Here is a 23,994-nt window from a genome sequence, read left to right as displayed (position 1 = left end):
AAAATAGTGATAAATCAAAATCAGCATCGGGCAGGAAAACGTCCGGTGCTTTTTCATCGAATCGGCTGCCGCCACAGATAGGAGGTGTATCCATGGGTGCATATGTACATTTTACGGATGAGCAGAAACAGCGTGCCAACAGTGTTGACCTTGTGAGCTTTTTGGAAATGAGGGGTGAAAAACTAATTAGGTCAGGCAGAGAAAAACGTCTTGCTTCGGATCACAGCATTACCGTCCGAGGAAATGAATGGTACGATCACTCCGCAGAGAGCGGCGGGTATGCTATTGATTTTGTAAAACAGTTTTATGGTCTTTCCTTTCCCGAGGCCGTAACCATGCTGCTGGGCGGTGAACAGGGCGAAGCCTACCGTCCCGCAGAGAAAAGGAAACTGGAAGTGAAAAAGCCCTTTGCACTTCCGAATCCTCACAGCGATATGCGCCGTGCCTATGCTTATCTGGTCAAAACCCGACTCATTGATCGGGAGGTGGTCAGTTTTTTTGCCAAAGCAAAGCTCCTGTATGAGAGCTGTGAGAAATCCAAGGATGGCACTAAGGAATACCATAATGCTGTATTTGTAGGCATAGATGAAACCGGTACTGCCAGACATGCCCACAAGAGAGGGCTTTATACCGAGGGTGTTGGCTTCAAAGGAAATGTGGATGGCTGCGATCCCCGGTACAGCTTTCACTGGTTCGGAGAAAGCGATACCTTGTATGTTTTTGAAGCCCCCGTTGATATGCTGTCCTTTATTACCCTACACCCAGAGAATTGGCAGCAGCATAGCTATGTTGCTCTCTGCGGTGTCGGTGGACAGGCGATGTTGTGGATGCTGGAGCAGTGCCCGAAACTATGCAATGTGTCGCTGTGTCTGGATAACGATGAAGCTGGTCACAAAGCAAGTGACCGATTGAAAAATCAGCTTGTTGAAAAAGAATATTTCCCGCAGCGGCTTGTCTCGCAGGCCAAAGATTGGAATGATGACCTGACAATGGCACAGCAAAGGCAGGATGGATTTGAAATGAAGATGGCATAGCAAAAAGGCAGGACAGTTATTAAGCTGCCCTGCCTTACCATCAAAGAGAGATAACTCTGATGCAAAATATTATGCCTTAAAGGTTGTGACGTTACCTGAAAAACCGCACTGGCGAAGAATTTGTTCAAATTGGACAGGGTCTCCGTTTCCCCGGTCATGAAGATGCCAGATAATATTCCCTGTGTCAATAGTTTTACAAATTTCTTTTATATAGCAAAGATCAACTGCTGAAAATGAAAAGCCCCATGAAAATATATCTTTAATGCTATGATGTTTTAGACTCGTAAAGAATGGTGTCTGCTTAAGAATTTGCTTTGTCGGCTTCCGAAGTGAATCATGTATGTCATCGATGCCTTCCATTCCAAAATCATAATCCGATTCACAATCAGCTTCACAATCATATTCATCATCTGAGTAAGCCTCTGTAGCTAAATGAGATTTTTCTATGCCATGTCCAATGATAATCTCTTTACCTTGAACACCGTGTATGTGGCAGATTTGTTCCGATGGAATGTGGTAAATATCCTCAAGAGTTTTAGTATAGTTAAAGGTCAGGAAAATACTTGAGCCTTTCAAAGAATCCGTCAAAAAGCTGTTGCAGGAGATAGCTTTCGGATATGAAATGGTATTGATCCACTGTGAAAACAGCTTGGAAAACCCATAGGTATTAAAGCTCAGCGTGGATGTAAAGTCCTCTCTTGTATATGCTGTTTTCCAAAGGTCAATGTCTCCATCTCTGCCGATTACATCATCAACATCATCGAAGAATAATTCCCAATCGATTCTGCCGAGAGCTTCCTCAAAGTTTGCCCAATTTCCACCTGCCGCTTCGTTAATGCAATAAACCAAAAAGGAAGCCAGATCTTCATCAGAGATGGACATATCACCCTTTGGCATCAGCGTAGCATCAGAAACCATGAAGTGCTCGGTATCTTGAGATTCGGGATACATCTCAATCAGCCAGTCCTTAAAATTATTATATGAAGTGGGCATATCGTGTCCACGGTCGAACCCGTTGCCTATTATAAAAAGATTGTTTTTCAACGCGTATTCCCCCTTTGTACCATAGTTTTACTGCAGCTTGATTATTAAAGCATGCAGCTTATTTTATCACGAAATACCCCGAAAAGAAAGGAGCCTCTCATGCCATCACAAATCTATATACTGATTGCAGCGGCCGCCGTGATGTTTCTCGTCATAGGCGGTCTTTCTCTTTTAGCGCATTACTATACCTTAAACGGAATCAAATCCCGCACAGTAGGTGACGGCCAGCATGGTACGGCACGCTTTTCCACCAAGCAGGAAATCAAAAGAATCTACAAGCATATCCCTTTTGAGCCGGAGCTGTGGAGGCAGGGGCAGTGTCTCCCTGCCACAGACGAGCAGGGCATCATCCTTGGCAGCACAGGAGCAAAGAACAAGGTGACGGCACTGGTAGACACTGATGATATCCACTGTCTTATGATCGGCGCTTCCGGAGTGGGAAAGACGGCATTTTTTCTATACCCCAATTTGGAATATGCCTGTGCTTCCGGTATGAGCTTTCTGACCACCGATACCAAGGGTGATCTCTACCGCAATTACGGTACCATTGCGCATGACCACTATGGCTACCATGTGGCAGTCATTGATCTTAGAAATCCCACCCGATCAGATGGCAACAATATGCTCCACCTGGTCAACACCTATATGGATCAATACATTGCTGATGAAAATAATCTTGTAGCAAAGGCAAAGGCAGAGAAATACGCTAAGATTATCTCCAAAACAATCATCAATGCCAGCGGTGAGAATTACGGGCAAAATCAGTTTTTCTATGATGCTGCTGAAGGACTTTTGACCTCGGTTATTCTGCTGATTGCCGAATACCTGCCGCCCACTAAAATGGAGGGAAAGAGAGTTGATTGCCGTCATATCATCAGCGTGTTCAAGCTGGTGCAGGATTTGCTTGCCCCAAGCAAGGTAAAGGGCAAAAGCCAGTTCCAACTCCTTATGGATAAGCTCCCTTCCAACCACAAGACACGCTGGTTTGCAGGCGCCGCCCTTAACTCTGCAGAGCAGGCAATGGCATCGGTGCTTTCCACCGTACTCTCCCGGCTCAACTCCTTTTTGGACAGTGAAATGGAACAGATTCTCTGTTTTGAAACAGCCATTGATGCGGAAAAATTCTGTAAGGAAAAATCCGCACTGTTTATCGTACTGCCTGAAGAAGATTTGACCAAGTATTTTATGGTGTCCCTTATGATTCAGCAGCTCTACCGGGAGATTCTTGCGGTTGCTGATGATAACGGCGGCAAGCTCCGCAACCGGGTCATGTTCTATTGTGACGAGCTGGGCACTCTGCCAGCCATTGAGTCGCTGGAGCTGATTTTTTCAGCCTCACGCTCACGCCGCCTTTCCATGGTTCCGATCATACAATCCTTCGGCCAACTTGAAAAGAATTACGGCAAAGAAGGTTCAGAAATCATCATAGACAATTGCCAGGACACCATCTTCGGCGGCTTCGCTCCCAATAGCCAGACTGCCGAGGTGCTGAGTAAGGCGCTGGGTTCCAGAACTGTCATGAGCGGCAGCGTGAACCGTGGAAAAAATGACCCCAGTCAGTCTCTACAGATGATGGAGCGCCCACTCATGACACCGGATGAACTCAAATCTATTCCCAAGGGAAACTTTGTTGTCATGAAAACCGGCACCCACCCCATGAAAACAAGGCTGCACCTGTTTCTTGATTGGGGCATCCGCTTCGGAAAGCCCTATGTCGTAGAGGAAAAGGCACATCGCAAGGTCATGTATGCCGATAAGAATACACTGGAGGAAAACATCGTCCGCAAGCACATGGCCTGTCTAATGGTGGATGAGGAAACTGGTGAGGTTATAGAACCGCCGTCCGGAACCGGAACACTTCATACGCCGACAGCAGAGCCTAATGAAAATACCATGCGCCGCCGCACAATGCTTAAAACGTAAAGGGGGGTATCCATGAGCTATTTCAACCATCTTTATTCCGCCTCGCCCGATGAGCTTCCCCATCGGGCGAGAGCTGTTTATATGTATCTTCGCGACCGTGCGGGGAAAGGGTCGGACTGCTGGCCAGCAGTAAAGACTATTGCGTCCGACTTGCAGCTCTCCCGTAGCACCGTCAAGCGCGCCCTGCATGATCTGGTCAGAGCGGGGCTCATTGAAAAGGAACCCCGCTACCGGGAAAACGGGAGCAACACCAGCAACAGGCTCATTTTGAAAAATCAGTGATCCAATACGCACAAAAAGACGTATTTGCCGCCAAGGGAAAGCTATGGCTTGTTCGAGAACCGAGGTACGGTTCACTGTGAACCCACCAGAACCTCTCACTCTAAGAAAGATTTATCACAGAAAAAGAATAACTTGTAGCCTTAAATATTTTTGTGTAGCATAATGGACGCTATTTATGGAGATGTTATTTTTGTAAACTGGTAATATACAAAGAAAAGTATCAGGTTACAAAAGTGAGGTGAAAACAATGCGGCAGACATTGGGGAAAAGGATTAATCAACTGCGCAAGAATAAAGGTTTAACATCTGAGGAACTATCGGAATTGTGTGGAGTAAACGCAGTGCATATCCGCAAGATTGAAAGTGGAGGCAGTCTGCCCAGCTTTTCTCTCTTTCTGAAAATATGCAACGTGCTGGGTACCTCGGCGGATTATCTGCTGGGTGACCTTCTGGACAACCCGGTCATACCAGACAGCGTGGAGCAGCTTGGCAAGCAGCTAAAGCATTTAGATCCGGATCAGATTGATATGATCAATGAAATGCTAGAAGTTATGATTCGGCACACAACAAAGGAATAATGCAAGCAAATGGGAGCCTCAAAAAAGGGGCTCTTTTTTTATGTCTTGTTTGTCTTGCTTTTCTCTTGGTTTGTAGCTTATAATAATACAAATTAAAATATCAAGATACAAAAGAGAGGATGATGAGTAATGACAGTGAAAGAAAAATCAAAATTGATTAAACAGGCCGGTAAACTTTATACCTATGGATTAACGGTGGAAAAATGTAAGGAAAAGTTAAGGCGATTAGTCGAGAAAAAGGTACCCTACGATTCATCTCAAATGGAAGCAGCCCTGCAAGAATTTGAAGCAGCAGATCGAGAATGGAAACGGCTGGAGCAGGAACATATAGAGTATAGGAGGAGGCTTGGCATAAAATCTGATAATGTGATATAAAAAAATCCTTTCAATTGTGAATGGAATTTATGCCTTACTGAAGATGGCCTCATCTGTGCGAAAAAGATATTAGAACGTCATAAGTGCTTTACGGAAATATTTACTTCATTGGGCGTGGATGAGAAGACGGCTGAACAGGATGCCTGCCGGATTGAGCATGTAGTGAGTAATCAAACCTTTGAAAAGATAAAAAGCGCATATAGTAGTCAAAAAGCCGAGAAAAGCACTTTTCTATTTCCAGAATCTCAAGTAATAGAAAATTTATAAATTAAGTGATGGGCAAATTCGGTGAAAACCAGTGGTGTAAAGCCATCGGGCCAAGGCGTTTACGGACGCGATAATAGTTTACATGCCAAAAACCACGCTTAGTCTGCCCCCAGACACAGGGGGCAGACTAAGCGTGGTTTTAATAAGCACTTAAAAATATGATTACTGGTTGGGAAGAAGATTCAGCATACTTCAGTTCTTCGGAGCCGGAGCTTTTACAACGATCAGCTCCAGAATGTCCGCATGCAGGTTTTTAACATTCATCTTGGTATGCTCTGGGATTTTCAGTAAAGTGCCTGAATCATACTCATGGACTTCCTGATCATTGAGTCCAATTGAGAGCGTGCCCTTTACAACAGTCATGTATACGTTTGAATTTGAAAAGTGCTCGGGAAGACCATCGTTTTGAGGAAATACCATGTGCAGGTAATGAACGTTTTCGTCAAATACAACTTTTTCTACAGCCTTTTCATTGTTTAGTGTTGATTTAAAAATTTGCTCTACCATTATTACATCCTCCTAATTTTAATATACAACAACTACAAAACTCATGAACTTATTTTAATATAGATTTGGTTTCCGAGTCTATTGTAAATACAACAAGCCAAAGTATGTTCATTTAGAGTAATGAATGGCTTCTCTTGGACAAACCGCCTGACAATTTGTACATTGATGACACAATGCGGGATTAATAAAGGCTTTCTTCTCATCCCCCGTAACGGTTATAGCATCGGAGGGACAAGCCTTTTCGCATAATTTACATCCAATACACATGGTTCTATCAACTTTTTTTGCTCGTCTCGCAAACTGTCCGAATAACTTCTGAGGCGCCCCAAACGGGCAAATAAAGTTGTGAAATACTGCGGGCCTATACAGAAGGGTTGTAAGGATCGCGATAACCAGCCATATCGGTAAAATGGGCAGATTAATGTGAAGAAATTTTTTCAATAAAAGCATCGCCGCGATACTGACTGCAAGAGCTATCCATGCAAAATACTCGTTACTTAACCACTTCGACGTTTTAAAGGTTGGGATTTTAAGCTTCTTTGCAATCCATTCTGTAGGGATCATCAATGTGTTCATGGGGCATATATATCCGCAATAAATTCTTCCGAAAACCAACGCAGCCAAAAGACTTACGGCAAACAGCCCCAGCCATAGCATCGTTTTGCCGGTTATCAGAAAAAATACGAATAATGCCAAAAATAGTACCCGAATAATCGTCGGAATATACTTCACGCTTTATACCTCCTTAACTTGATATTTCTCTATTATACAGATAAAATGAAAAAAAAAGGTGTTACCAAGGTAACTCTTGTTATGGAGGTTTATAACATGAATAAATATAGAGGTTTGATAGAAAAAAGCACACTTTTAAGTACCGTGTCTGCCGAGAGAATAAAAGCTTATCTAAGGAATGGAAGCTTTAAAATCAACATGTATGGAAAAAACAACATTGTTCATTTTTCAGGTGACGTATGCTCAAAGCTTGAAATTATTTTATCTGGTAAGGTAACCGTTGAACGCATTGACGAATCAGGAAGCCTAACCGTGATAGCGGAGTTTTACAGTGATGATATTTTAGGAGGAAATTTATTATTTTCAAAAAATCCACATTACCCGATGACAATCACTGTAAAGCAGCCTGCTGTCATTTTAGAAATTGATAGGGAACTTCTTTGTGAGCTTTTTTCAGACAATCATGATTTCTTAAGACATTATCTTGAATTTGTTTCTGACCATGCGGTGATTCTCGGGGATCGGATTAAACATTATGTCAATAAAACAATACGGGAATGTATTATGAATTATCTGGAATATGAGAGGCAAAGGCAAAACTCAAATCAAATCCACCTAAATATAACTAAAAAAGCCTGGGCAGAAAAAATCGGTATTCCGCGTACGTCATTGTCAAGAGAACTGGCAAAAATGAGGAGAGATGGGTTAATCAAATATGACTCTAAATCAATTGAGCTTTTATAATATCTGCTTTTTATTATGCATATCATCATTTTCGTAATCACATTATGAAGAATACTTAATGGTTATTGACAAATGCCCATAACCCTCATATAATTAAATTGCAAATGCAAACCATTTGCAATTAATGCTGAAAGGTAGATGAAGTAGATGAAATTCAAAAAGATCATGTACGCTGGATTGAGCTTGACTCTTGCTCTCAGCCTTTTGCTTGTTTCAGGTTGTGGTAATCGGCAAACATCGAAAGTCAGAGATGAAAAAATGATTGTTGCGGTAACGGTACTGCCGCAGAAGGCTCTCGTAGAAGCGGTGTGTGGGGATTTGGCGGAGGTAGTTACAATTGTGCCTCCTGGAAACAGCCCAGGCAATTATGAGCCTACACCGCAGGAGATGGAAGATTTCAGCAGAGCTTCTGTTTATTTTACGATAGGCGTACCTACGGAAAAAGCTAACATACTGCCAAAGGCGGAAAATATGAAAATCGTAGACCTGCCTGCCAAGGTTGCAGAAATCTATCCCGACAGGGAGTTCAGCCCAGGAAAGCGTGACTCGCACATCTGGCTCTCCCCCAAGAGGGCAAAGGTAATGGTTGAGGCAATCACGGAAGTTATGGTCGATTTGGATGCCGTGAATGCAAAGGCCTATCAGGAGAATGCGAAGGCATTTTTAAAAGAGCTCGACCGCGTCGATTCTGAAATCAAAGAAGCATTTTCAGGAATCCAAAATCCTAAATTCATCGTATTCCATCCAGCCTATGGATATTTTGCGGATGATTATGGTCTTGAGATGCATGCCCTTGAGGAAAATGGCAAAGAAGCCACGCCGCAACATTTACAGGACATGATAGACCTTGCCAGAGAGAAGAATATCAAAGTCATCTTTTCCCAAGTTGAAATTGACAGCAAGCAGCCCGATGCGTTTGCAGAAGAAATCGGCGGAGAAAAAATCATGCTGGAGCCTTTATCGGATGATTATATTGCAAATCTCGAACGTATGTCTGAGGCAATAAGCGAGGCGATGAAATGATCGAAGAGTACGCTGTCCACATAGAAAATCTGTCTGTCTATTACGGACAGACACCTGCAATCAAGGGCGTTTGCCTGAATGTATCCGACAAAGAGTATCTTGGAATCATAGGACCAAACGGTGGAGGAAAATCCACACTGCTGAAAGCAATTTTAGGTCTTGTTCCCCTCTCATCCGGAGCCGTCCGGATCTACGGAGATAATACGCACAGGAATAGGACATTTATCGGTTACGTTCCGCAATTTGCCCTATTAAATAGAAAGTTTCCTATCAGCCTTTTTGAGGTTGTTTTGACAGGGCGCTTAAAACAAGGCTTATCCCCTTTTTTCAGATATTCCTCAGAGGATAAGGATACTGCGTATTCCTTGCTTGAAAGGGTTGGAATCGCAAGCCTCGCAAACCGGCAGATATCGGAGCTGTCGGGAGGGGAATTTCAAAAAATGCTCATCGCAAGGGCGCTTGCCACAAATCCCAAGCTCTTGCTTTTGGACGAGCCGACCGCCAGCGTGGATGTACGTTCACGCGAACAGATTTACAGCTTGCTTGCAGAGCTGAATAAAAGTATGACTATTATCCTTGTGACGCATGATCTGCTTGCTGTATCCTCTCAGGTGAACCGTTTGGCCTGTCTGAACGGACAGCTTGTTTATCATGGGGAGCCTGAACTTACTGAAAAGGTTGTAAACAGCCTCTACGGATGTCCTGTCGACCTAATCGCCCATGGAGTACCTCATAGGGTACTTAGGGATCATGAGGAGGTAAAGAGCAGTGATTAATGCGATTTTTGAATATCAGTTCTTACAAAATGCCTTTCTTTCAGGCATACTCGCAAGCATTGTTTGTGGCATGATTGGTGTGGTTATTGTAGAGAAAAGGCTGGTCATGATGAGCGGCGGTATAGCGCACACCTCTTACGGTGGTGTAGGCTTGGGCTATCTGATGGGATTTGAACCCATCATCGGTGCATTTTTGTTTTCCATATGCGCAGCACTTGGAATCGGTTGGATCAAAAGAAAAGGCGGTACACACTCGGATGTCGTAATCGGTTTATTCTGGTCACTCGGCATGGCTCTGGGCATTCTCTTTATTTTCCTTATGCCCGGATATCCTCCTGACCTAAGTTCTTATCTTTTTGGCAGCATTTTATCTGTTACTAAGGCCGACCTTTATTTAATGATCAGCCTGACGGTCATTATAATGCTCGTAATCATCGCTTTATTTAACGACTGGAAAGCTTATCTGTTCGATGAGGAATTCGCTACAATCAGGGGCATTAAAACGATGTTCCTGGAGTATCTTCTTTTAGTCCTGATTGCGATGACCGTTGTGGTGTTGATTCGAGTCGTGGGCATTATCCTTGTGCTCGCCCTTCTTACGGCTCCTGCAGCCACAGCAGGTATGCTTACCTCAAATCTTAAAAAGCGCATGTTCTATTCGGTGATACTTGGGATGATTTTTTGTATGTCAGGCTTATGGATATCCTATGTTATAAATATTGCATCTGGAGCCGCTATCGTAATCTTGTCGGTCATATGCTATTTTTTAGTATATATAATACGTTCTATCCGCAGAGGTTTGGAACGAAAGAAGATCTCCACCGAAAGTGAACAACTGTAGTTAACTGACAGAAAGGAGTGTAAAACAAAGAGTATGGATATTGTGGATGACTTAAAGCGAAATGGACTGAAAAACACGAAATGCCGCGCCGCTGTGCTTGAGATGCTGGAGCAAAGCGATCAGCCGGTCACGGCTGACAGCTTGTTTCGCCAATTAAGCAAAAAGAACATAAGAGTGAGCTTTTCCACCGTTTACAGGACACTTGAGGCTTTAACGGAAAAGAATCTGGTTACAAAGCTTACGATTACTGGAGAAGATAAAACGCTTTTTGAATATAATCGGATAGGACACAGGCATTATTTGATATGCTTGGAGTGTAAGAAAATTCTTGCGATTGAACATTGCCCGCTAAAAGGCTATGAGGAAAGCCTGAAAAAAGAGACGCATTATTCGATTTCCGGACATAGGCTCGATATCTATGGTTATTGTCCCGAATGTCAAAGAAAACGGTGAGTTGGTGAAACTGCGTTTTATTGGTGTTATGCTCCCCGGCTTGTCTTTGCTCAGATCGTTCACTTTAATACCGCTTGTTAAGCCTACTTAAGTATAACCCCCCTTGCTCCACTTTGAAGCAAGGGGGGTTATACTTTGTAGAAAGAAATATTTTTAGAATAGTTATTGACATATGCCCATAATGGAGTTATGATAGTTATGAGCATAAGCCAATAACTATTTAAAGTTTAAGTTGCATGCAAGACGATTTTCATTGCAGCTAAGATAGTAGATAAAGTAAATGCATAGGCTGCGAGGATGTAATCAAGCTTGAAGATGGGAAAGCAGTTATCGATGACGATTTTGTTGAGCACGGCGCTTGTGTATGAGGATGTCCAATCGAGGCAATACGTTTATAATTTTAGAAAGGGGAATGATTATGCCCGGAAGAGATGGAACAGGACCATTGGGCAAGGGTCAGGCAAAATATTGTGTTTGCCCGAAATGCGGCGAGCAAACCGCGCATGCGACCGGCACGCCCTGCACTTCAATGAAATGCCCTAAGTGTGGATCAGCTATGATAAGAGGTTCTTAAAAAAATGAGCGGGAACAGCCAAACTGGAAAAATGACTCCATCCAAAGAGAATTATTTGAAGGTCATGCTGGGGCTGTCGAGCGAGGGGGGCATTCGTTTGATAGATATTGCAACCGCTCTTGGCGTCTCAAAAGCCAGCGTGAGCAATATGATGAATGTTCTCAGGGACGAGGGGTATGTCACTAAGGAAAAGTACGGTGTTGTAACCTTAACCGAGAGTGGAAAAAATGTTGCTGCCAATATAAAAAGAAGATATGAAGTGCTTAGACGGTTTCTTCATTATGTTCTCGGAGTGGAAGCTGAAATAGCCGCAGAGGATGCCTGCCATATGGAACATTTAATCAGTTCCGAGACAGCGGACTGTATGGATCGGAAGCTTGAAAAACTGTCCGAATATCAGTACGGAATAGAGTTATAAAAAAATAAGGTTTACGGAGGTGAGAATTATGCCAAGAGGAGACGGAACAGGTCCTGCGGGAAAGGGACCGTTGACGGGACAGAGCGCAGGTTTTTGCGCAAGCTTCAAAACTCCCGGATTTATGAACACCGGCTTTGGCCGAGGTATGGGGCGAGGCCGAGGATTCAGACGGATGTTTTGTATTTCAAGCCTACTGCCCGGATGTGGATACTTTGCTTACCAATGGGCAAATCGTAGGAGACAAAAGTAAGGATATGAAATCTGAAAGGAGGTGAGAACTATGCCAAGAGGAGACGGAACAGGCCCGATGGGAATGGGTCGAACGGTGGGAAGAGGCGCGGGTTTTTGCGCAGGCTTTGCGGCACCGGGCTATGCTAATCTGGTTGGATTCGCGGGAGATTGTGGACATGGATTCGGCGGAAGACGCGGATTCAGGAGAATGTTTCATGCGACTGGCCTACCGGGATGTACGCGTTTTGGATACCCCGCGTATGAAGGAGCAAACGGAGAAGCTGCTGATGAAAAAGCGATTTTAAACAATCAGGCGGAGCTTCTGGAGAAACAGCTTCAGCAGGTGAAAAAGCGTCTTTCACATTTGAAGGAAGACGAAGAATAGCCTATGAGCGAAAGGCAGGAAGAAACACCTGCCTTTTTCTCATGAAATATTATTTCAGGAGGAAGATGTTTATGGCATTGCGAAACATTATGAATTATCAGACAGATGAAATTTTAAGGAAAAAAGCAAAGGCTGTTGAGAATGTCAAAAGCCGGATTCAATCTTTACTTGCAGATATGACTGAAACCATGTATCATGCAGACGGAGCAGGACTGGCGGCTCCACAGGTGGGCATATTGCGGAGGCTTGTCGTCATAGACATTGGAGCTGGACTTATCAAATTAATCAACCCTGTTATCGTGGAGGCTGACGGAGAGCAGCAGGAGATGGAAGGATGCCTGAGCATTCCAGGTATCTATGGTAAGGTAAAACGTCCTGAAAAGGTAGTGGTGAAGGCACTTGATGAAAATGGGAAACCGTTCGATTTAGAAGGTACGGGAATGCTGGCACGCGCTCTTTGCCATGAGATAGACCATCTGAATGGAATACTGTTTATAGACAAGGTGATATCTGGATCTCTTATAAATCAGAATCATTTACGGGGGGCTGAAATTATATGATTGTGTATGGACCGGTGCCGTCAAGGCGCTTGGGGCAAAGCATCGGGAGCAGGGCCGACTGATTGAATATGTATATGAAGAAAAAAGTTTTATAGAAAAGACCTGCAAAACAAGCAATAAGTGCGAACAAACAAAGAATAAGTTGACATATGCCCATAATTAGATTAGCATATAATAATAGGTATTTTGATTAATCGGCTGTATAAAAGGAAGAAGAGATAATATGTATACATGTGCGATGTGCAGTAATCAAAGCTGTAGGGCGGGAGAGCTTGACAAAACACCGCTGAATTGCCCCTGCAGAGAGGAAGAACAGGAAAAAGTTAAGAACCTATATCAGGATGAAGACAACAAAGAACTGGCATATTTCTCTGCGCTGACAGAAGCGGAGGGTTATTGCAGCAAAACAAGGCTTGAAGAAATTATGGACTTTGCAAATAAGTGTAACTATAAAAAACTGGGATTGGCTTTTTGTGTTGGGCTGACAAAAGAAGCAAATATATTTTGTAAAATTTTGATAGATAACGGATTTGAAATACACTCCATTGCATGCAAAAACGGAAGTATCCCCAAAGAGTTTTTGGGAATCAATGATAAGCAAAAGGTTCGTCCCGGTACATATGAGCCGATGTGCAATCCCATCGGACAGGCAATTTTCCTGAATAAAGCACAAACAGAATTAAATGTCATTCTGGATTATGTGTGGGGCACGATTCCTTATTTATCAAATATTCCGACTCACCGGTAACTGTATTTGCAGTGAAAGATAGGGTTTTAGCGCATAATCCGTTAGGTGCGCTGTATTTGTCGGAGAATTATTACAAAAACAAATTGTATAATCAACACAAATAAGATTCATCACATGTAGGGAGGGTTACGATGAAAGCAGGAATTATCCGGTGCATGCAGACAGAGGACATATGTCCAGGCACCACCGACTTTAAGGTCATGCGAGAAAAGAAATGCGCGTTTGAACATGTTGAGGACGAGGTCAAACTCATTGGATTCACTACATGCGGCGGCTGCCCTGGCAAAAAGGCTGTAACAAGAGCTGTCGAAATGGTAAAGCGAGGTGCAGACACAATCGTTTTGGCGTCCTGTATTACGAAAGGAAATCCCATTGGATTCCCCTGTCCCCACGCACAAGCAATTAAAGAAGCTATTGCTAAAAATTTGGGTGAATCGGTTAAAATTATCGATTATACCCATTAAAATGAAAGAATACAGGACCTGTTATCTACGTTTCGAAAAGATCAGTGTCGGTTTAAAAGAACCTATTTTTCCTGTATAATAGTATAAGCCGATAGGCAAGTTTGATGAAACGGAGTTGATGGATATGGCAAGACCAACCAAATGGAGAAAGATTGAGAATGTACCTATCGTTCCTTACTTTATTCCTTCGGATAAAGATGTGGACGAGATCCCGGAGAATATATTAAAACTTGAGGAGCTGGAGGCCATCCGTCTGAAAGATCTGGAAGGACTGGAACAGAGCGAATGTGCGGAAAAGATGGAGGTATCTCGCCCCACATTTCAACGTATTCTTTTGTCGGCGAGAGAAAAAGTTGCTGACAGTCTGGTGAATGGAAAGATCATTCGTATAGAGGGTGGTAATTTTACTCGGAATATTTGCCCTGTAAAATGTCCCGATTGCGGCAAGGAATGGATGGAGAGCTACGAGAACATGGAGTCCATCAAAAATGGAGAGTATGCGTGTCCTGCCTGTGGTTCAAAGAAAGTTACCTGTGCACAGAGCTGTAAGGGTAGGTTCTGCCGAGGGCACTGCCGTCGGCATGGTTGGACAGAAGAATAAAACTCGTACCCTTTTCCCTTAATTGGTATGTTTATCGGAATGCTAATTAAGAAAAAGACAGAATCTGCAATAACGGCAGATAGGAATTTAGAGGTGGAATAGATATGGCACGTTCTATTAAAGATTCCCTTTCGGGATTTGGTAGCGAACTGTTGGAACGTATAAGAGAAAATAACAATACAAGGCTAGATGAAGCTGCCTTTGAAGAAAGAATCATTGGAATTGAAAAGGCAACTGCGGCTCTGCGTGAAGCCGAAGTTGAAGATGAGAAAATCGGTTATCTTCTGCAAAAATATTGGGATTTACGCCTTAGCGAAGTCAAAGAAATTTTGCAGCAGGAAAGATACTTTGAAGAGAAATAATTCATTCGTATGGTGAAAGGCAAAATTCAATTTAGCGGTATAATTTAATATTCTTGTGAGGTTAAATGGTGAAAATATCAGGACTGCAAAAAATGACACTGCTTGACTATCCCAAAAAAATTGCGGCCACTGTATTTACCAGTAGCTGTAATTTTCGTTACCCATATTGCCACAATGCCTCTCTTGTCTTGAACACTGGGAGTGCTCAGGCTATATCAGAGAAAGTTTTTTTGAGTTCCATTCCTGTTAAAGGATGTATTTGCCGTAAGGCAGCAGAAGCTGCCGTAATAAAACTTAAAAAACAATAAGTGGAACGCTTAGCAAACCATTCTTATGTTAAAATTAAAAGTGCGCACAGGAGGTTTTTAATCTCCAGTGCGCATTCGTAACGATAGGCCCTTTTTTGATTTATATTAATCAATTTTCTTAGCATTTTCATAGAGTTTTTCTATTTCTTTTTTAGATATCATTTTGGAGATAAGGAAAGCTATTATGATAATTCCTGGAATATCTATAATCAGCCTTGTGATAGCAAATTTATTTCCCAGGGCAGCCATCTCAAAAAGAAACATGGGGATTTTTGTAGTTGACCATGCTCCGATGAAAATTAGGATGTTCATGAATTTTACACCCTTTTTCATAAAGACGGCAACAACCGGAAATGCACCGTAAAGGGGACCGGCAGCTGCCGAACCAATTAAAATAGCTAATAATACACCCTTTAGTCCAGATCCTTCTCCCATATATTTAACCATGGTTTCTCTTGGCACCCATACATCGAGAAGACCAAGAAGGACGAAGACAGGAGGGATTACAAGCAGCATTTCCTTCACCGAATTGACAGTAATGCTAATGGACTTCCAGCCTAACTGCGGGTTAAAAAATGTCAGTATTATCATAGCCAAAAATACAATTATAAAAACGCGGTACCTTTTTATCCATTCTCTCATTTACACCACCACCATTCCGATTATCAAAGCAACGATTAAGGAAAAGAAGAAAGCCAATACATTTCGCAGGACAGAAATTTTCTTTCCAAGGTATTTCATTTCAACTGGCAGCGATATAATACCGACCATCATTAATGTTGAAACGAAAGCAGCAATCTGCATATACCCTGCGCCATTTTCCAAAAGAAGTGCCGCAGTCGGAAATGCTACAAATGCAGGAATTAATGTTACAGATCCGATAATTGCGGCGAGTATAACACCAACCCAACCGGATTCGGAGCCGATTATTTTTGAAATTGTTTCAGCATTAAGAACTGCGAGCAGAAATCCCACCAGCAATATTACAACAAGAAATTCAGGCAGGATATTTTCAAATGCTTTCCATGCCTTTTTAAGTGCCATTTTTGTCTTCTTCTTATCCTTGATAAATGAGAAAATTAATAAGACAATGGCAAGTCCATAGAAGATATAAGAATCCATATGGGGCAGCCTCCTAATTTTTATTATATTTGTTATAGTTAAAATGAACTAGTTAACATGAACCCGATCAGTGCTCCATAGATCGTGGAACTATAGCGATTTGATGTAATGGGGCAGGCTCCGGTGGGGCAGCCTACTTTTTTATAGTAAAGATAGCCTAAGAAGCCTCCAATAACTGTACCAATAATCATCTTCAAGATCATTGCAGATACCTCCTCTTTTATCATTAAGCACTCATGCTATTGCGCTGGCTTCTAAGATATTTAATTACTTCAGTTCCTGCTTTGGCACCTTCATATACTGCCTTGGATATCTGCAATAATCCGCCGGTACAGTCTCCGGCAGCAAAAAGGCCAGGAATATCGGTAGCCATATTTTCATCGGCCAATATCTTGTTATTTTCTATAGTAGCACCTAATTTTTTAGCCAGATCAGTGCTTCCGGCAGTTCCAATCGCTACAAATAACCCTGAAACTGCCAGTGAGCTGCCATCTTGAAATACAACGGAGTCTATCACATCGTTGCCTTTAAGAGAATCGATAATACTGGTATTTATCCTGATTTTATCCGGAATAATAGCGCTTGGCTGTTTTCCGTTTGTAAGAAGGGTAACGGAGTTGGCTGTGGGCAATAGTTCAAGAGCTTCATGCAGTGCATACTCACCATCGCCTAAAACAGCAACATCTTTTCCGCGATAGAAGAAGGCGTCACATACTGCACAATAACTTACCCCATGACCTTCGTACTCTTTTAATCCTTTGATTTTTGGAGCTGTACGAGAGGTTCCTGTGGCAAGGACAATACTGTCAGCTTCATATTCGCCTTCCTTTGTGATGACAGTAAATTTATTATTATAAGAGATGCCTACTACCTCATCCGAAATAATTTCTGTACCCAGCCGACGTGCGCCTTCCATTCCGTCTGTAATCAAATCTTTTCCGGATATAGGCTGACTAAAACCATAATAGTTTTCGATTTCAGAGGCTTTCCCTAAAGCACCATGATCTTTTCCTATGACCATAGTGTTGATACCGGCTCTTGTTGTATATAATGCGGTAGAAATACCTGCAGGTCCATTTCCAATAATAATTACATTTGGCATAATAATTACCACCTTTCTCTTTGATTGTGCAAATTATAGCAATATTAATGATAACTGTTCTGTGACAGAATCACGCAGGAATATCATTTTATTAAATCAATTCCTTTTTTCAAAGTTTCTGCATCGATAGTGCCCTGTGCTCCTGTTACAATATAACCGTCCTTATCGATAAATACGGTTGTCGGTATAGATCTAATACCATAGGCATTGGCAGCTTCCTGTTCCGTATCAAAGTATACAGGGAATGAAAACCCCTGTTCTGTTATATATTGCGTCCCTGTTTCCTTTGTTTCACGCTGTCCATCTACGAGATTTACCATCACAAAGGTTATATCTTCCCCAAGGTCCTTGTATACTTCGTTAAATTCAGGCATTTCAGATTTGCATGGAGAACACCAGCTTGCCCAGAAGTTCAACACAATAGGCTTACCAAACAGATCGGACAGTTTGATGGGAGTTCCATCTATATCTAAAACCGTGAAGTCAGGCGCTTCTATTTTTTCTTTTTCTTCGTTTTGACTGTTTTGGGTTACTTCGCCCTCATTTTGGATAACATTAATATTGCTCTGAGGTGATATTTTCTTACTAAGTGTGTCGTATGCAAAAACAGCTATGACAATAAATAGAGCAAATGCTACAAACAACAGTATAGTTTTTGATTTCTTATTCATGATGAATTCCTCCTACAAAGTTAGAAATGAAAGGAAATAGCCCATATATCCGGTTGCCATCAAGATACCGATGACAATGAGTATTCCACCTGACACAATGTTGATTATCTTATAATTTCTTTTAATAAATGAAAAGGTACCTTTCAGTTGGTCAATTAATAAAGCACTTGCAATAAAAGGGATACCTAATCCTAACGAGAATGCAAGCAGCATACTTATTCCCTGTAGCATTGAACCGCCAAGTGATGCCATCAGTAATGCAGAGCCTAAAAAAGCACCTACGCAAGGTGTCCATCCAATCGAAAATACAATTCCGAAAAGTACGGCTGAAAAAAATCCAAGGTTTTTCACATTAACATTTTTATTGCTGATCCGATTCAAAAAACCTATTTTGAAGATTCCTAAGAAATTGAGCCCAAATACAATTACAATCAGACCTGTCACAATATTAAGAATAGACGTATAATTACGTATTAACGTTCCGACTGTTCCAGCAAAAGCTCCCATAGTAATAAATACAAGAGTAAAGCCTAAAACAAATCCAACTGAATTCGTAAGAGCTTTTTTCTTATTTGCTTTATCTGCAACAAAATAAGACACGTATATGGGTAGCATAGGCAGAAGACAAGGTGAAATAAATGTGATGACTCCTTCTAAAAATAACAAAATATACTGCATATCAACCCTCCCTTATAGTTTGAAAACCAGACAGAAAAATTTTGAACCAATTTAAACTGACCGATTTATATATCCATAATCCACTTAAGTAAAATCGTTTCATGTTCCAAGATTCTGTGAGCAATAATAGGCGCCATTGATATTAATGCTCCTGATTGTCACAGTAATATTTTCCTAATAGGAAGATAATCTCCTCCACTCTATGATCAGCAATAGAATAAGTAACATTTTGTCCTGATTTTATATGATCCAGAATTCCATGAGCCTTTAAAAGTGCTAGGTGCTGAGAGAGAGCAGATTGTGTAATGTTTGGTATTTTTTCTCCGAGACTGCCTACGGTTTTAGGGCCTTTGATCAGTTCGCATAAAATGAGCAGCCGGTATTCATTCGCAAGAACCTTCAGAAGTTCCGCAATTTGTTTCGCTTTGTGTTCCATTTGAAATCTCCTTTCTGTGTTTTATTTGGCAGATTGCCTGTGTCATGGTTCCCATTGGGCAGTATACACACCAAGAACGGGGTTTGAACAGAAGCATCGTTAATAGACCCAGTACCGTTGAGGTAAGCATAACGCCGTAAAATCCAAAGGCAAATTGTGCAGCCCACGGAGTTACAAAAGAGGTGTTGACCCAATCCCAGGGGAGTTTAAATACCCATAAAAGCGTTACAGCTTCCCGGAGTGTTGCACCTGCAAAAACAAGGTAAGTAGCGTAGATCATCATAAAAAACATTCCCATAAAAAAGGTAAGAAATCCATATCGAAACCATTTGGTGCGTAAAAAACGGGGAGGAGCTTTTTTGAGAGAAAAACCGAATTGGCCGCCCAGAAGCTCAAAAAGCTGACCACGCCCGCAGTAGCTGTTGCAATAGGATTTGTTTCCTTTCACGGCTGCTATGAGCAGTGGTATAATAAAGCAAATTAATCCCAACCATGCAAATAAGATGTTAAAAAAGCCAAGCAATAAATAAATGGCTGATGCAATCCAAAGGTAGTCATACCAGCGTTTTTGTTTTAACATGCGGCAGCCTCCTTTAAGACAATAGATATGACTTGTGCAGGGCAGGCAGCTTCACATCTTCCACAACCTACACATTTCTTTTCATCGAGCAAGGCATACATTCCTTTGTATATTGACATCGCATTCAGAGGACAGCTTTTTGTGCAACATCCGCATGCGACACATTCTTTAGAGTTTAAGAGTGCCTTTTTTCTACCTTTCATAAAAACCACCTTTCAGTATATTAGTAATTGCTAATATACTTATATTTTTGAATCTTGTCAAGTATTTAAAATTAAAAAATATTTTCTTTGTGCAGCAGGATTGCTCTTATGTTGATTTGTAAAAAAACAGGTCCTATACATAACTTTTGTATAGGACCTGCCTAAGTTTTATTAGTAATACAATTACTTGCTTAATAGTTCATAACGATAAGTCTATTTCTTTTCTTTACGGAAACACATGAACCAATCCAGACAATACTGATCATCATTTTTACTTTCCATGCGTTCTTTTGCAGTTCCACAGGAGCCGGCAGTAGGAACAATTACATCGTCTCCGGGACGCCAGTCAGCAGGAGTTGCTACACTGTCGCTGTCAGCCTTTTGCAGTGCAAGAACAATTCGCTTAATTTCATCAAAGTTACGGCCAGTGGAAAGTGGATAATACAAAACAGTGCGGATTTTGGCAGTAGGATCTATCACGAATACCGCCCGTACCGCCTGTGTATTGGACTGTCCAGGCTGCATCATACCATATTTGTTAGCAACCTCCATGCGGATATCCTCAATCAGAGGGAACTTAACTTCTATGTTTTTCTTTCCATTCCACTCTAATTCCTGAATCTTACGTAGCCATGCAATATGAGCATAGAGGGAATCCACCGAAAGGCCGATGAGTTCGGTATTAAGTGCTTTGAATTCCTCCGCCATAGATGCGAAAGTCATAAATTCGGTAGTGCAGACAGGTGTAAAATCTGCGGGATGTGAGAAAAGAATGACCCATTTTCCTTTGTAATCTTCAGGAAAATTAATTTCTCCTTGTGTGGTCACAGCCTTAAAGCTGGGAGCAATATCTCCGATTAAGGGCATTCTGGTTACTTGTATTTCTTCCATAATTCATAATCTCCTTTCGTATTTTTGATATTGTTTGTCTAAAGGTTATGCGCTTATAATATCAGAGGCACCTTCCTAAATCTGTAACTAAGTTACACAGTAGAGCCCTACGTTTGTCGACAATGATATTTGGGAAAACGTTTATCTGTCGACTAAAAACCAGTGTTATGTTAAATTGTCAAGGTGCACTCTGACAAAAAAAGTAAAGGCACTTCTGTTTTTGCTCTTTGTCGGTTAAATCATAAAATTATAAGTACAAAATAATTTAGCCGGAAATTACTACAGGAGGAAGCTTCTGTAGTAATTTTTATATTACAACGATTTTGACCCTACTTTTTTATATATTTTTTATTGTGCATATTGACATATGCCCATAATGGAGTTAATATTAGTTGTGAGCATAAGACCATAACTTGTTTGAATGGTAAGGGAGCTTTTATATATGAAAATACACATCTTGACAGATAACAGAACAAAAAAGCGCAATTTTCTCGCTGAGCATGGGCTATCTCTCTTTATTGAACATGAAAATTGCAATATTTTATTTGATACCGGTCAGTCGGATGTTTACTGCCGCAACGCCGCTTTAATGGGTGTAGACTTGAACAGCGCCGACTGCATTGTGCTCAGTCATGGGCACTACGATCATTGTGGAGGGCTGGTCTATTTCCCTGAATTAGCTCATTCCCCTAAGATCTATGTGCATGAGACAGCTTTTGCAAAGAAATATGTCCTCAATCCAGACGGAAAAACCTGTCGTGAAATCGGCATTCCATGGTCTTATGAGGAGTATGAAAATATTAAAAGCAATCTTGTATTGACTAAAAAAAATACACAGATAGCACCCAGCTTACATCTTTGCGGAGAAGTACCGAGTACGGTGGATTTTGAGGGAGTACCAAATGGATTTTATTGCGGAGATGGCACAGATAAGTCAAAGGATATGTTGAAGGACGAGCAAATGCTTGTGTGTGACGGTGAGCAAGGTCTTTCTGTCTTTCTTGGCTGCAGTCATGTGGGTATTGTAAATTGCTTGCATTATGCCCTAAAGCTGTTTCCGGACAAAAAGATTCATACATTGGTAGCCGGAATGCACCTGGACAGTGTAAGTCCCAAGCGCCTGCAAATGACAATTCAGCACATGATTGATTTAGATATCCAAAAAATCATCCCACTTCATTGTACAGGTATCTTCGCAATTTGTGAGATGAAGCAGGCGTTGAAAAATCGGTGCTTTCCCTTGTGTGCGAGTGATTCTGTCGAGTTATAAAGGAGATCGATATTTTTGGTTCATACTTATTCACTTAATGGATATAACATTGCAATTGATGGAAACAGCGGGAGCATTCATGTCCTTGATGATATGGTCTTCCAAATGTTGAAAAATGAAGGTGAAATGCCGACGCTTACCGATATGCAGGAGAAATTGAATGCAACATATTCTGCTGATAGAATTCGTGAGGCTTACGGCGAAATCCAATCCCTGAATGAGCAGGGAATGCTTTTTTCTTCTGAAGAAGCCTTAGAAAATGCTGCAAACTCTAAACAACTAAATACCTGTTTGAAAGCTCTTTGCCTGCATGTATCTCATGACTGTAATTTACGATGTGAATATTGCTTTGCATCAAGCGGAGATTACAACAGTGGGCGCAAGTTGATGAGCAGGGCTGTTGCGTTAAAAGCCGTAGACTATCTTGTTGCTGCCTCTCAGGATAGGCGCAACATTGAGATCGACTTTTTCGGTGGTGAACCGCTGATGAACTTTGACGTAGTAAAGGAAACTGTCGCATACGGCAGGCAGCTTGAGAAGTCAACCGGTAAGCATTTCTATTTTACAATTACCACCAACGGTACGTTACTCGACAAAGAGAACATTGATTTCATAAACGAAAACATGGATAACGTGGTAATTAGCATAGATGGACGCAAAGAGGTTCATGATGCTGTCCGCCACGACCGGATAGGCCATGGGAGTTATGATCAGATTATGCCTCTGGCTAAAAAGCTTGTTGCCGGGAGAAACGGAAAAAGCTATTTTATTCGCGGTACCTTTACGGCAAGGAATAAGGACTTCTCAAAGGACGTTATGCATCTGGCGGATATGGGATTTAAGGAGATATCCGTCGAGCCTGTAGTAGGTTCGGGAAGCGATTTGTATTTCGAGGAATTCGACATACCAGAGGTATTGAAAGAATACGAAAACTTGGCTGCTCAGTATATTGAGCGGTTATCCGATGACCGCAGGTTCCGTTTTTACCATTTCAATATCAATCTTTACAATGGCCCATGCCTGTTTAAAAGAGTAACCGCCTGCGGAGCAGGATACGAATATCTGGCAGTATCTCCCGATGGCGACTTATATCCTTGCCATCAGTTTGTAGGACAGGATGAATTTGCAATCGGCAATGTGTTTAGCGGTATCCAAAACAATGAAGTGCAAGATGAATTTATGAGAAACAATATTTTTTCCAAAGAAAAATGCAGGAAGTGCTGGGCAAAGCTATTTTGTTCTGGCGGATGCCATGCAAACGCATATTTTTCAAATGGCAACATTGTGCAGCCCAATGATCTTTCCTGTACCCTTCAGAAGAAAAGGATTGAGTGCGCTGTTATGATACAGGCATTCATGGCTGACAAGGGCATTTAAATTTTTATGAAAGGATGTGGTGGTATGTTTTGTGGAGACTTTTCAGATATGGTAATAGAACATTTTATGTGCCCGAGGAATATCGGTAACATGCCAGATGCCAATGGTGAAGGTACTTGTGGTGACCCGGCATGCGGCGATAGCTTAACTCTTTATATTAAGGTGAAAGATAATGTGATTACGGATATCAGTTTTTTGGTTTTCGGATGCGTCGCGGCTATTGCATCAAGCAGTATGACAACGGAGCTTGCGAAAGGCAAAACGCTGGAAGATGCTTTAAAGATAACCGATAACGATATCGCAGACGCCTTGGGAGGACTTCCTGAACACAAGATGCATTGTTCCGTATTAGGGGCGACGGCGTTGAAAAACGCAATTGATAACTACTTTAGCCGAACATCATGTCATGTGGAAGGTTGACACCAATATGTGAAT

32 protein-coding genes and 2 pseudogenes are annotated in these 23,994 nt (G+C 41.8%); 21 read left to right on the top strand and 13 right to left on the bottom strand.

Annotated elements, in window-relative coordinates; genetic code table 11:
* The first annotated feature begins 92 nt into the window (after positions 1 to 92).
* Entirely contained in the window at positions 93 to 1,034 is a 942-nt protein-coding gene (locus tag CLFS41_RS23565; protein ID WP_045093638.1) for a DUF3991 and toprim domain-containing protein, read from the top strand.
* A 69-nt stretch (positions 1,035 to 1,103) separates the two neighbouring features.
* On the opposite strand, the gene CLFS41_RS23560 is transcribed toward CLFS41_RS23565, so the two are convergent.
* On the bottom strand, positions 1,104 to 2,078 hold the full coding sequence (locus CLFS41_RS23560) for a bacteriophage abortive infection AbiH family protein (protein ID WP_045093637.1): 975 nt from the start codon (positions 2,076 to 2,078) through the stop codon (positions 1,104 to 1,106).
* Positions 2,079 to 2,177: 99 nt separating this feature from the next.
* Here CLFS41_RS23560 and CLFS41_RS23555 point away from each other — a divergent pair, with 99 nt between their 5' ends.
* The 5 genes and pseudogenes from CLFS41_RS23555 to CLFS41_RS29600 all read left to right on the top strand — a co-directional run.
* Positions 2,178 to 4,001, top strand: a complete 1,824-nt coding sequence (locus tag CLFS41_RS23555) for a VirD4-like conjugal transfer protein, CD1115 family (RefSeq protein ID WP_045093636.1) — start codon at positions 2,178 to 2,180, stop codon at positions 3,999 to 4,001.
* Between the two features lie 12 nt (positions 4,002 to 4,013).
* Positions 4,014 to 4,283, top strand: coding sequence for a helix-turn-helix domain-containing protein (locus tag CLFS41_RS23550; RefSeq protein ID WP_045093635.1), 270 nt, complete (start codon positions 4,014 to 4,016; stop codon positions 4,281 to 4,283).
* Positions 4,284 to 4,530: 247 nt separating this feature from the next.
* A complete protein-coding gene (locus CLFS41_RS23545; RefSeq protein ID WP_045093634.1) occupies positions 4,531 to 4,860 on the top strand; it encodes a helix-turn-helix transcriptional regulator in 330 nt (109 codons plus the stop codon).
* Between the two features lie 129 nt (positions 4,861 to 4,989).
* On the top strand, positions 4,990 to 5,235 hold the full coding sequence (locus CLFS41_RS23540) for a hypothetical protein (protein ID WP_045093633.1): 246 nt from the start codon (positions 4,990 to 4,992) through the stop codon (positions 5,233 to 5,235).
* 48 nt (positions 5,236 to 5,283) lie between these two features.
* Positions 5,284 to 5,502: pseudogene (locus CLFS41_RS29600) on the top strand (iron dependent repressor, metal binding and dimerization domain protein); the annotation flags it as partial.
* Between the two features lie 192 nt (positions 5,503 to 5,694).
* Here CLFS41_RS29600 and CLFS41_RS23535 read toward each other — a convergent pair.
* Positions 5,695 to 6,009 carry a cupin domain-containing protein gene (locus CLFS41_RS23535; RefSeq protein WP_045093632.1) on the bottom strand — a complete coding sequence of 105 codons (315 nt, stop codon included), beginning with the start codon at positions 6,007 to 6,009 and terminating at the stop codon, positions 5,695 to 5,697.
* 108 nt (positions 6,010 to 6,117) lie between these two features.
* A complete protein-coding gene (locus CLFS41_RS23530) occupies positions 6,118 to 6,741 on the bottom strand; it encodes a 4Fe-4S binding protein (protein WP_045093631.1) in 624 nt (207 codons plus the stop codon).
* Between the two features lie 96 nt (positions 6,742 to 6,837).
* On the opposite strand from CLFS41_RS23530, the gene CLFS41_RS23525 reads away from it, so the two are divergent.
* The 12 genes and pseudogenes from CLFS41_RS23525 (at position 6,838) to CLFS41_RS23470 (ending at position 14,921) form a co-directional block, all read left to right on the top strand.
* Positions 6,838 to 7,485 (top strand): Crp/Fnr family transcriptional regulator, encoded by a 648-nt coding sequence (locus tag CLFS41_RS23525; protein WP_161797505.1) that lies wholly within the window; start codon positions 6,838 to 6,840, stop codon positions 7,483 to 7,485.
* 147 nt (positions 7,486 to 7,632) lie between these two features.
* The gene (locus CLFS41_RS23520; protein ID WP_045093629.1) at positions 7,633 to 8,508 is read left to right on the top strand and encodes a zinc ABC transporter substrate-binding protein; all 876 of its coding nucleotides are present in this window, start codon (positions 7,633 to 7,635) and stop codon (positions 8,506 to 8,508) included.
* Positions 8,505 to 9,284: an ABC transporter ATP-binding protein gene (locus CLFS41_RS23515; RefSeq protein ID WP_045093628.1), complete on the top strand. Its 780-nt coding sequence runs from the start codon at positions 8,505 to 8,507 to the stop codon at positions 9,282 to 9,284. Before CLFS41_RS23520 ends, CLFS41_RS23515 begins: the two co-directional genes overlap by 4 nt.
* Positions 9,277 to 10,125, top strand: a complete 849-nt coding sequence (locus tag CLFS41_RS23510; protein ID WP_045093627.1) for a metal ABC transporter permease — start codon at positions 9,277 to 9,279, stop codon at positions 10,123 to 10,125. The genes CLFS41_RS23515 and CLFS41_RS23510 overlap by 8 nt, the downstream gene beginning before the upstream one ends.
* 33 nt (positions 10,126 to 10,158) lie before the next feature.
* A complete protein-coding gene (locus tag CLFS41_RS23505) occupies positions 10,159 to 10,578 on the top strand; it encodes a Fur family transcriptional regulator (RefSeq protein ID WP_045093626.1) in 420 nt (139 codons plus the stop codon).
* Between the two features lie 578 nt (positions 10,579 to 11,156).
* Positions 11,157 to 11,570 carry a metal-dependent transcriptional regulator gene (locus CLFS41_RS23500; RefSeq protein WP_045093625.1) on the top strand — a complete coding sequence of 138 codons (414 nt, stop codon included), beginning with the start codon at positions 11,157 to 11,159 and terminating at the stop codon, positions 11,568 to 11,570.
* Between the two features lie 280 nt (positions 11,571 to 11,850).
* Positions 11,851 to 12,186, top strand: a complete 336-nt coding sequence (locus CLFS41_RS23495) for a DUF5320 domain-containing protein (protein ID WP_045093624.1) — start codon at positions 11,851 to 11,853, stop codon at positions 12,184 to 12,186.
* Between the two features lie 71 nt (positions 12,187 to 12,257).
* Positions 12,258 to 12,746 (top strand): peptide deformylase, encoded by a 489-nt coding sequence (def, locus tag CLFS41_RS23490; protein WP_045093623.1) that lies wholly within the window; start codon positions 12,258 to 12,260, stop codon positions 12,744 to 12,746.
* 223 nt (positions 12,747 to 12,969) lie between these two features.
* A pseudogene (locus CLFS41_RS23485) lies at positions 12,970 to 13,598 on the top strand (DUF1847 domain-containing protein).
* Between the two features lie 27 nt (positions 13,599 to 13,625).
* Entirely contained in the window at positions 13,626 to 13,958 is a 333-nt protein-coding gene (locus CLFS41_RS23480; RefSeq protein ID WP_045093622.1) for a CGGC domain-containing protein, read from the top strand.
* Positions 13,959 to 14,082: 124 nt separating this feature from the next.
* The gene (locus tag CLFS41_RS23475; protein WP_045093621.1) at positions 14,083 to 14,559 is read left to right on the top strand and encodes a DUF134 domain-containing protein; all 477 of its coding nucleotides are present in this window, start codon (positions 14,083 to 14,085) and stop codon (positions 14,557 to 14,559) included.
* A gap of 104 nt (positions 14,560 to 14,663) precedes the next feature.
* Positions 14,664 to 14,921, top strand: coding sequence for a hypothetical protein (locus CLFS41_RS23470; protein ID WP_045093620.1), 258 nt, complete (start codon positions 14,664 to 14,666; stop codon positions 14,919 to 14,921).
* Positions 14,922 to 15,334: 413 nt separating this feature from the next.
* On the opposite strand, the gene CLFS41_RS23465 is transcribed toward CLFS41_RS23470, so the two are convergent.
* From CLFS41_RS23465 to CLFS41_RS23435, 10 genes are all read right to left on the bottom strand, one after another.
* Positions 15,335 to 15,871 carry a permease gene (locus CLFS41_RS23465; RefSeq protein ID WP_045093619.1) on the bottom strand — a complete coding sequence of 179 codons (537 nt, stop codon included), beginning with the start codon at positions 15,869 to 15,871 and terminating at the stop codon, positions 15,335 to 15,337.
* On the bottom strand, positions 15,872 to 16,351 hold the full coding sequence (locus CLFS41_RS23460; protein ID WP_045093618.1) for a permease: 480 nt from the start codon (positions 16,349 to 16,351) through the stop codon (positions 15,872 to 15,874).
* Between the two features lie 38 nt (positions 16,352 to 16,389).
* Positions 16,390 to 16,554 (bottom strand): DUF6132 family protein, encoded by a 165-nt coding sequence (locus tag CLFS41_RS30835; protein WP_278280165.1) that lies wholly within the window; start codon positions 16,552 to 16,554, stop codon positions 16,390 to 16,392.
* Between the two features lie 23 nt (positions 16,555 to 16,577).
* Positions 16,578 to 17,453: an NAD(P)/FAD-dependent oxidoreductase gene (locus CLFS41_RS23455; RefSeq protein WP_045093617.1), complete on the bottom strand. Its 876-nt coding sequence runs from the start codon at positions 17,451 to 17,453 to the stop codon at positions 16,578 to 16,580.
* A gap of 83 nt (positions 17,454 to 17,536) precedes the next feature.
* Positions 17,537 to 18,124 carry a TlpA disulfide reductase family protein gene (locus CLFS41_RS23450; RefSeq protein ID WP_045093616.1) on the bottom strand — a complete coding sequence of 196 codons (588 nt, stop codon included), beginning with the start codon at positions 18,122 to 18,124 and terminating at the stop codon, positions 17,537 to 17,539.
* 12 nt (positions 18,125 to 18,136) lie between these two features.
* On the bottom strand, positions 18,137 to 18,802 hold the full coding sequence (locus CLFS41_RS23445) for a cytochrome c biogenesis protein CcdA (RefSeq protein WP_045093615.1): 666 nt from the start codon (positions 18,800 to 18,802) through the stop codon (positions 18,137 to 18,139).
* A gap of 142 nt (positions 18,803 to 18,944) precedes the next feature.
* Positions 18,945 to 19,238 (bottom strand): metalloregulator ArsR/SmtB family transcription factor, encoded by a 294-nt coding sequence (locus CLFS41_RS29585; protein WP_082082676.1) that lies wholly within the window; start codon positions 19,236 to 19,238, stop codon positions 18,945 to 18,947.
* The gene (locus tag CLFS41_RS23440) at positions 19,186 to 19,818 is read right to left on the bottom strand and encodes a 4Fe-4S binding protein (protein WP_045093614.1); all 633 of its coding nucleotides are present in this window, start codon (positions 19,816 to 19,818) and stop codon (positions 19,186 to 19,188) included. The genes CLFS41_RS29585 and CLFS41_RS23440 overlap by 53 nt, the downstream gene beginning before the upstream one ends.
* On the bottom strand, positions 19,812 to 20,021 hold the full coding sequence (locus CLFS41_RS29580) for a 4Fe-4S binding protein (protein ID WP_082082667.1): 210 nt from the start codon (positions 20,019 to 20,021) through the stop codon (positions 19,812 to 19,814). Before CLFS41_RS29580 ends, CLFS41_RS23440 begins: the two co-directional genes overlap by 7 nt.
* A 213-nt stretch (positions 20,022 to 20,234) precedes the next feature.
* Complete coding sequence (locus tag CLFS41_RS23435; RefSeq protein WP_045093613.1) at positions 20,235 to 20,912, bottom strand: peroxiredoxin; 678 nt, start codon at positions 20,910 to 20,912, stop codon at positions 20,235 to 20,237.
* Between the two features lie 442 nt (positions 20,913 to 21,354).
* Between CLFS41_RS23435 and CLFS41_RS23430 the strand changes: the two genes are divergently transcribed.
* Genes CLFS41_RS23430 through CLFS41_RS23420 form a run of 3 tightly spaced genes read left to right on the top strand, consistent with a single transcriptional unit; the run spans position 21,355 to position 23,979 of the window.
* Positions 21,355 to 22,182, top strand: coding sequence for an MBL fold metallo-hydrolase (locus CLFS41_RS23430; RefSeq protein WP_045093612.1), 828 nt, complete (start codon positions 21,355 to 21,357; stop codon positions 22,180 to 22,182).
* A 15-nt stretch (positions 22,183 to 22,197) separates the two neighbouring features.
* Positions 22,198 to 23,559 (top strand): thioether cross-link-forming SCIFF peptide maturase, encoded by a 1,362-nt coding sequence (gene scfB, locus CLFS41_RS23425; protein WP_045093611.1) that lies wholly within the window; start codon positions 22,198 to 22,200, stop codon positions 23,557 to 23,559.
* Positions 23,560 to 23,583: 24 nt separating this feature from the next.
* Positions 23,584 to 23,979, top strand: coding sequence for an iron-sulfur cluster assembly scaffold protein NifU (locus tag CLFS41_RS23420; protein WP_045093610.1), 396 nt, complete (start codon positions 23,584 to 23,586; stop codon positions 23,977 to 23,979).
* The last annotated feature ends 15 nt before the right edge of the window (positions 23,980 to 23,994 follow it).

Origin of the sequence: Clostridium sp. FS41 (assembly GCF_000954015.1) — a bacterium.
Taxonomy (GTDB): Bacteria; Bacillota; Clostridia; order Lachnospirales; family Lachnospiraceae; genus Enterocloster; species Enterocloster citroniae.
The sequence above is the reverse complement of the archived record's forward strand: the minus strand, read 5'-3'. Positions and strand labels throughout refer to the sequence as shown.

Coding starts and splice junctions, on each gene's coding strand:
- CLFS41_RS23565 (WP_045093638.1), top strand. CDS start 93: ATGGGTGCATATGTACATTTTACGGATGAGCAGAAACAGCGTGCCAAC.
- CLFS41_RS23555 (WP_045093636.1), top strand. CDS start 2,178: ATGCCATCACAAATCTATATACTGATTGCAGCGGCCGCCGTGATGTTT.
- CLFS41_RS23550 (WP_045093635.1), top strand. CDS start 4,014: ATGAGCTATTTCAACCATCTTTATTCCGCCTCGCCCGATGAGCTTCCC.
- CLFS41_RS23545 (WP_045093634.1), top strand. CDS start 4,531: ATGCGGCAGACATTGGGGAAAAGGATTAATCAACTGCGCAAGAATAAA.
- CLFS41_RS23540 (WP_045093633.1), top strand. CDS start 4,990: ATGACAGTGAAAGAAAAATCAAAATTGATTAAACAGGCCGGTAAACTT.
- CLFS41_RS23535 (WP_045093632.1), bottom strand. CDS start 6,009: ATGGTAGAGCAAATTTTTAAATCAACACTAAACAATGAAAAGGCTGTA.
- CLFS41_RS23525 (WP_161797505.1), top strand. CDS start 6,838: ATGAATAAATATAGAGGTTTGATAGAAAAAAGCACACTTTTAAGTACC.
- CLFS41_RS23520 (WP_045093629.1), top strand. CDS start 7,633: ATGAAATTCAAAAAGATCATGTACGCTGGATTGAGCTTGACTCTTGCT.
- CLFS41_RS23515 (WP_045093628.1), top strand. CDS start 8,505: ATGATCGAAGAGTACGCTGTCCACATAGAAAATCTGTCTGTCTATTAC.
- CLFS41_RS23505 (WP_045093626.1), top strand. CDS start 10,159: ATGGATATTGTGGATGACTTAAAGCGAAATGGACTGAAAAACACGAAA.
- CLFS41_RS23500 (WP_045093625.1), top strand. CDS start 11,157: ATGAGCGGGAACAGCCAAACTGGAAAAATGACTCCATCCAAAGAGAAT.
- CLFS41_RS23495 (WP_045093624.1), top strand. CDS start 11,851: ATGCCAAGAGGAGACGGAACAGGCCCGATGGGAATGGGTCGAACGGTG.
- def (WP_045093623.1), top strand. CDS start 12,258: ATGGCATTGCGAAACATTATGAATTATCAGACAGATGAAATTTTAAGG.
- CLFS41_RS23480 (WP_045093622.1), top strand. CDS start 13,626: ATGAAAGCAGGAATTATCCGGTGCATGCAGACAGAGGACATATGTCCA.
- CLFS41_RS23475 (WP_045093621.1), top strand. CDS start 14,083: ATGGCAAGACCAACCAAATGGAGAAAGATTGAGAATGTACCTATCGTT.
- CLFS41_RS23470 (WP_045093620.1), top strand. CDS start 14,664: ATGGCACGTTCTATTAAAGATTCCCTTTCGGGATTTGGTAGCGAACTG.
- CLFS41_RS23465 (WP_045093619.1), bottom strand. CDS start 15,871: ATGAGAGAATGGATAAAAAGGTACCGCGTTTTTATAATTGTATTTTTG.
- CLFS41_RS23460 (WP_045093618.1), bottom strand. CDS start 16,351: ATGGATTCTTATATCTTCTATGGACTTGCCATTGTCTTATTAATTTTC.
- CLFS41_RS30835 (WP_278280165.1), bottom strand. CDS start 16,554: ATGATCTTGAAGATGATTATTGGTACAGTTATTGGAGGCTTCTTAGGC.
- CLFS41_RS23455 (WP_045093617.1), bottom strand. CDS start 17,453: ATGCCAAATGTAATTATTATTGGAAATGGACCTGCAGGTATTTCTACC.
- CLFS41_RS23450 (WP_045093616.1), bottom strand. CDS start 18,124: ATGAATAAGAAATCAAAAACTATACTGTTGTTTGTAGCATTTGCTCTA.
- CLFS41_RS23445 (WP_045093615.1), bottom strand. CDS start 18,802: ATGCAGTATATTTTGTTATTTTTAGAAGGAGTCATCACATTTATTTCA.
- CLFS41_RS29585 (WP_082082676.1), bottom strand. CDS start 19,238: ATGGAACACAAAGCGAAACAAATTGCGGAACTTCTGAAGGTTCTTGCG.
- CLFS41_RS23440 (WP_045093614.1), bottom strand. CDS start 19,818: ATGTTAAAACAAAAACGCTGGTATGACTACCTTTGGATTGCATCAGCC.
- CLFS41_RS29580 (WP_082082667.1), bottom strand. CDS start 20,021: ATGAAAGGTAGAAAAAAGGCACTCTTAAACTCTAAAGAATGTGTCGCA.
- CLFS41_RS23435 (WP_045093613.1), bottom strand. CDS start 20,912: ATGGAAGAAATACAAGTAACCAGAATGCCCTTAATCGGAGATATTGCT.
- CLFS41_RS23430 (WP_045093612.1), top strand. CDS start 21,355: ATGAAAATACACATCTTGACAGATAACAGAACAAAAAAGCGCAATTTT.
- CLFS41_RS23420 (WP_045093610.1), top strand. CDS start 23,584: ATGTTTTGTGGAGACTTTTCAGATATGGTAATAGAACATTTTATGTGC.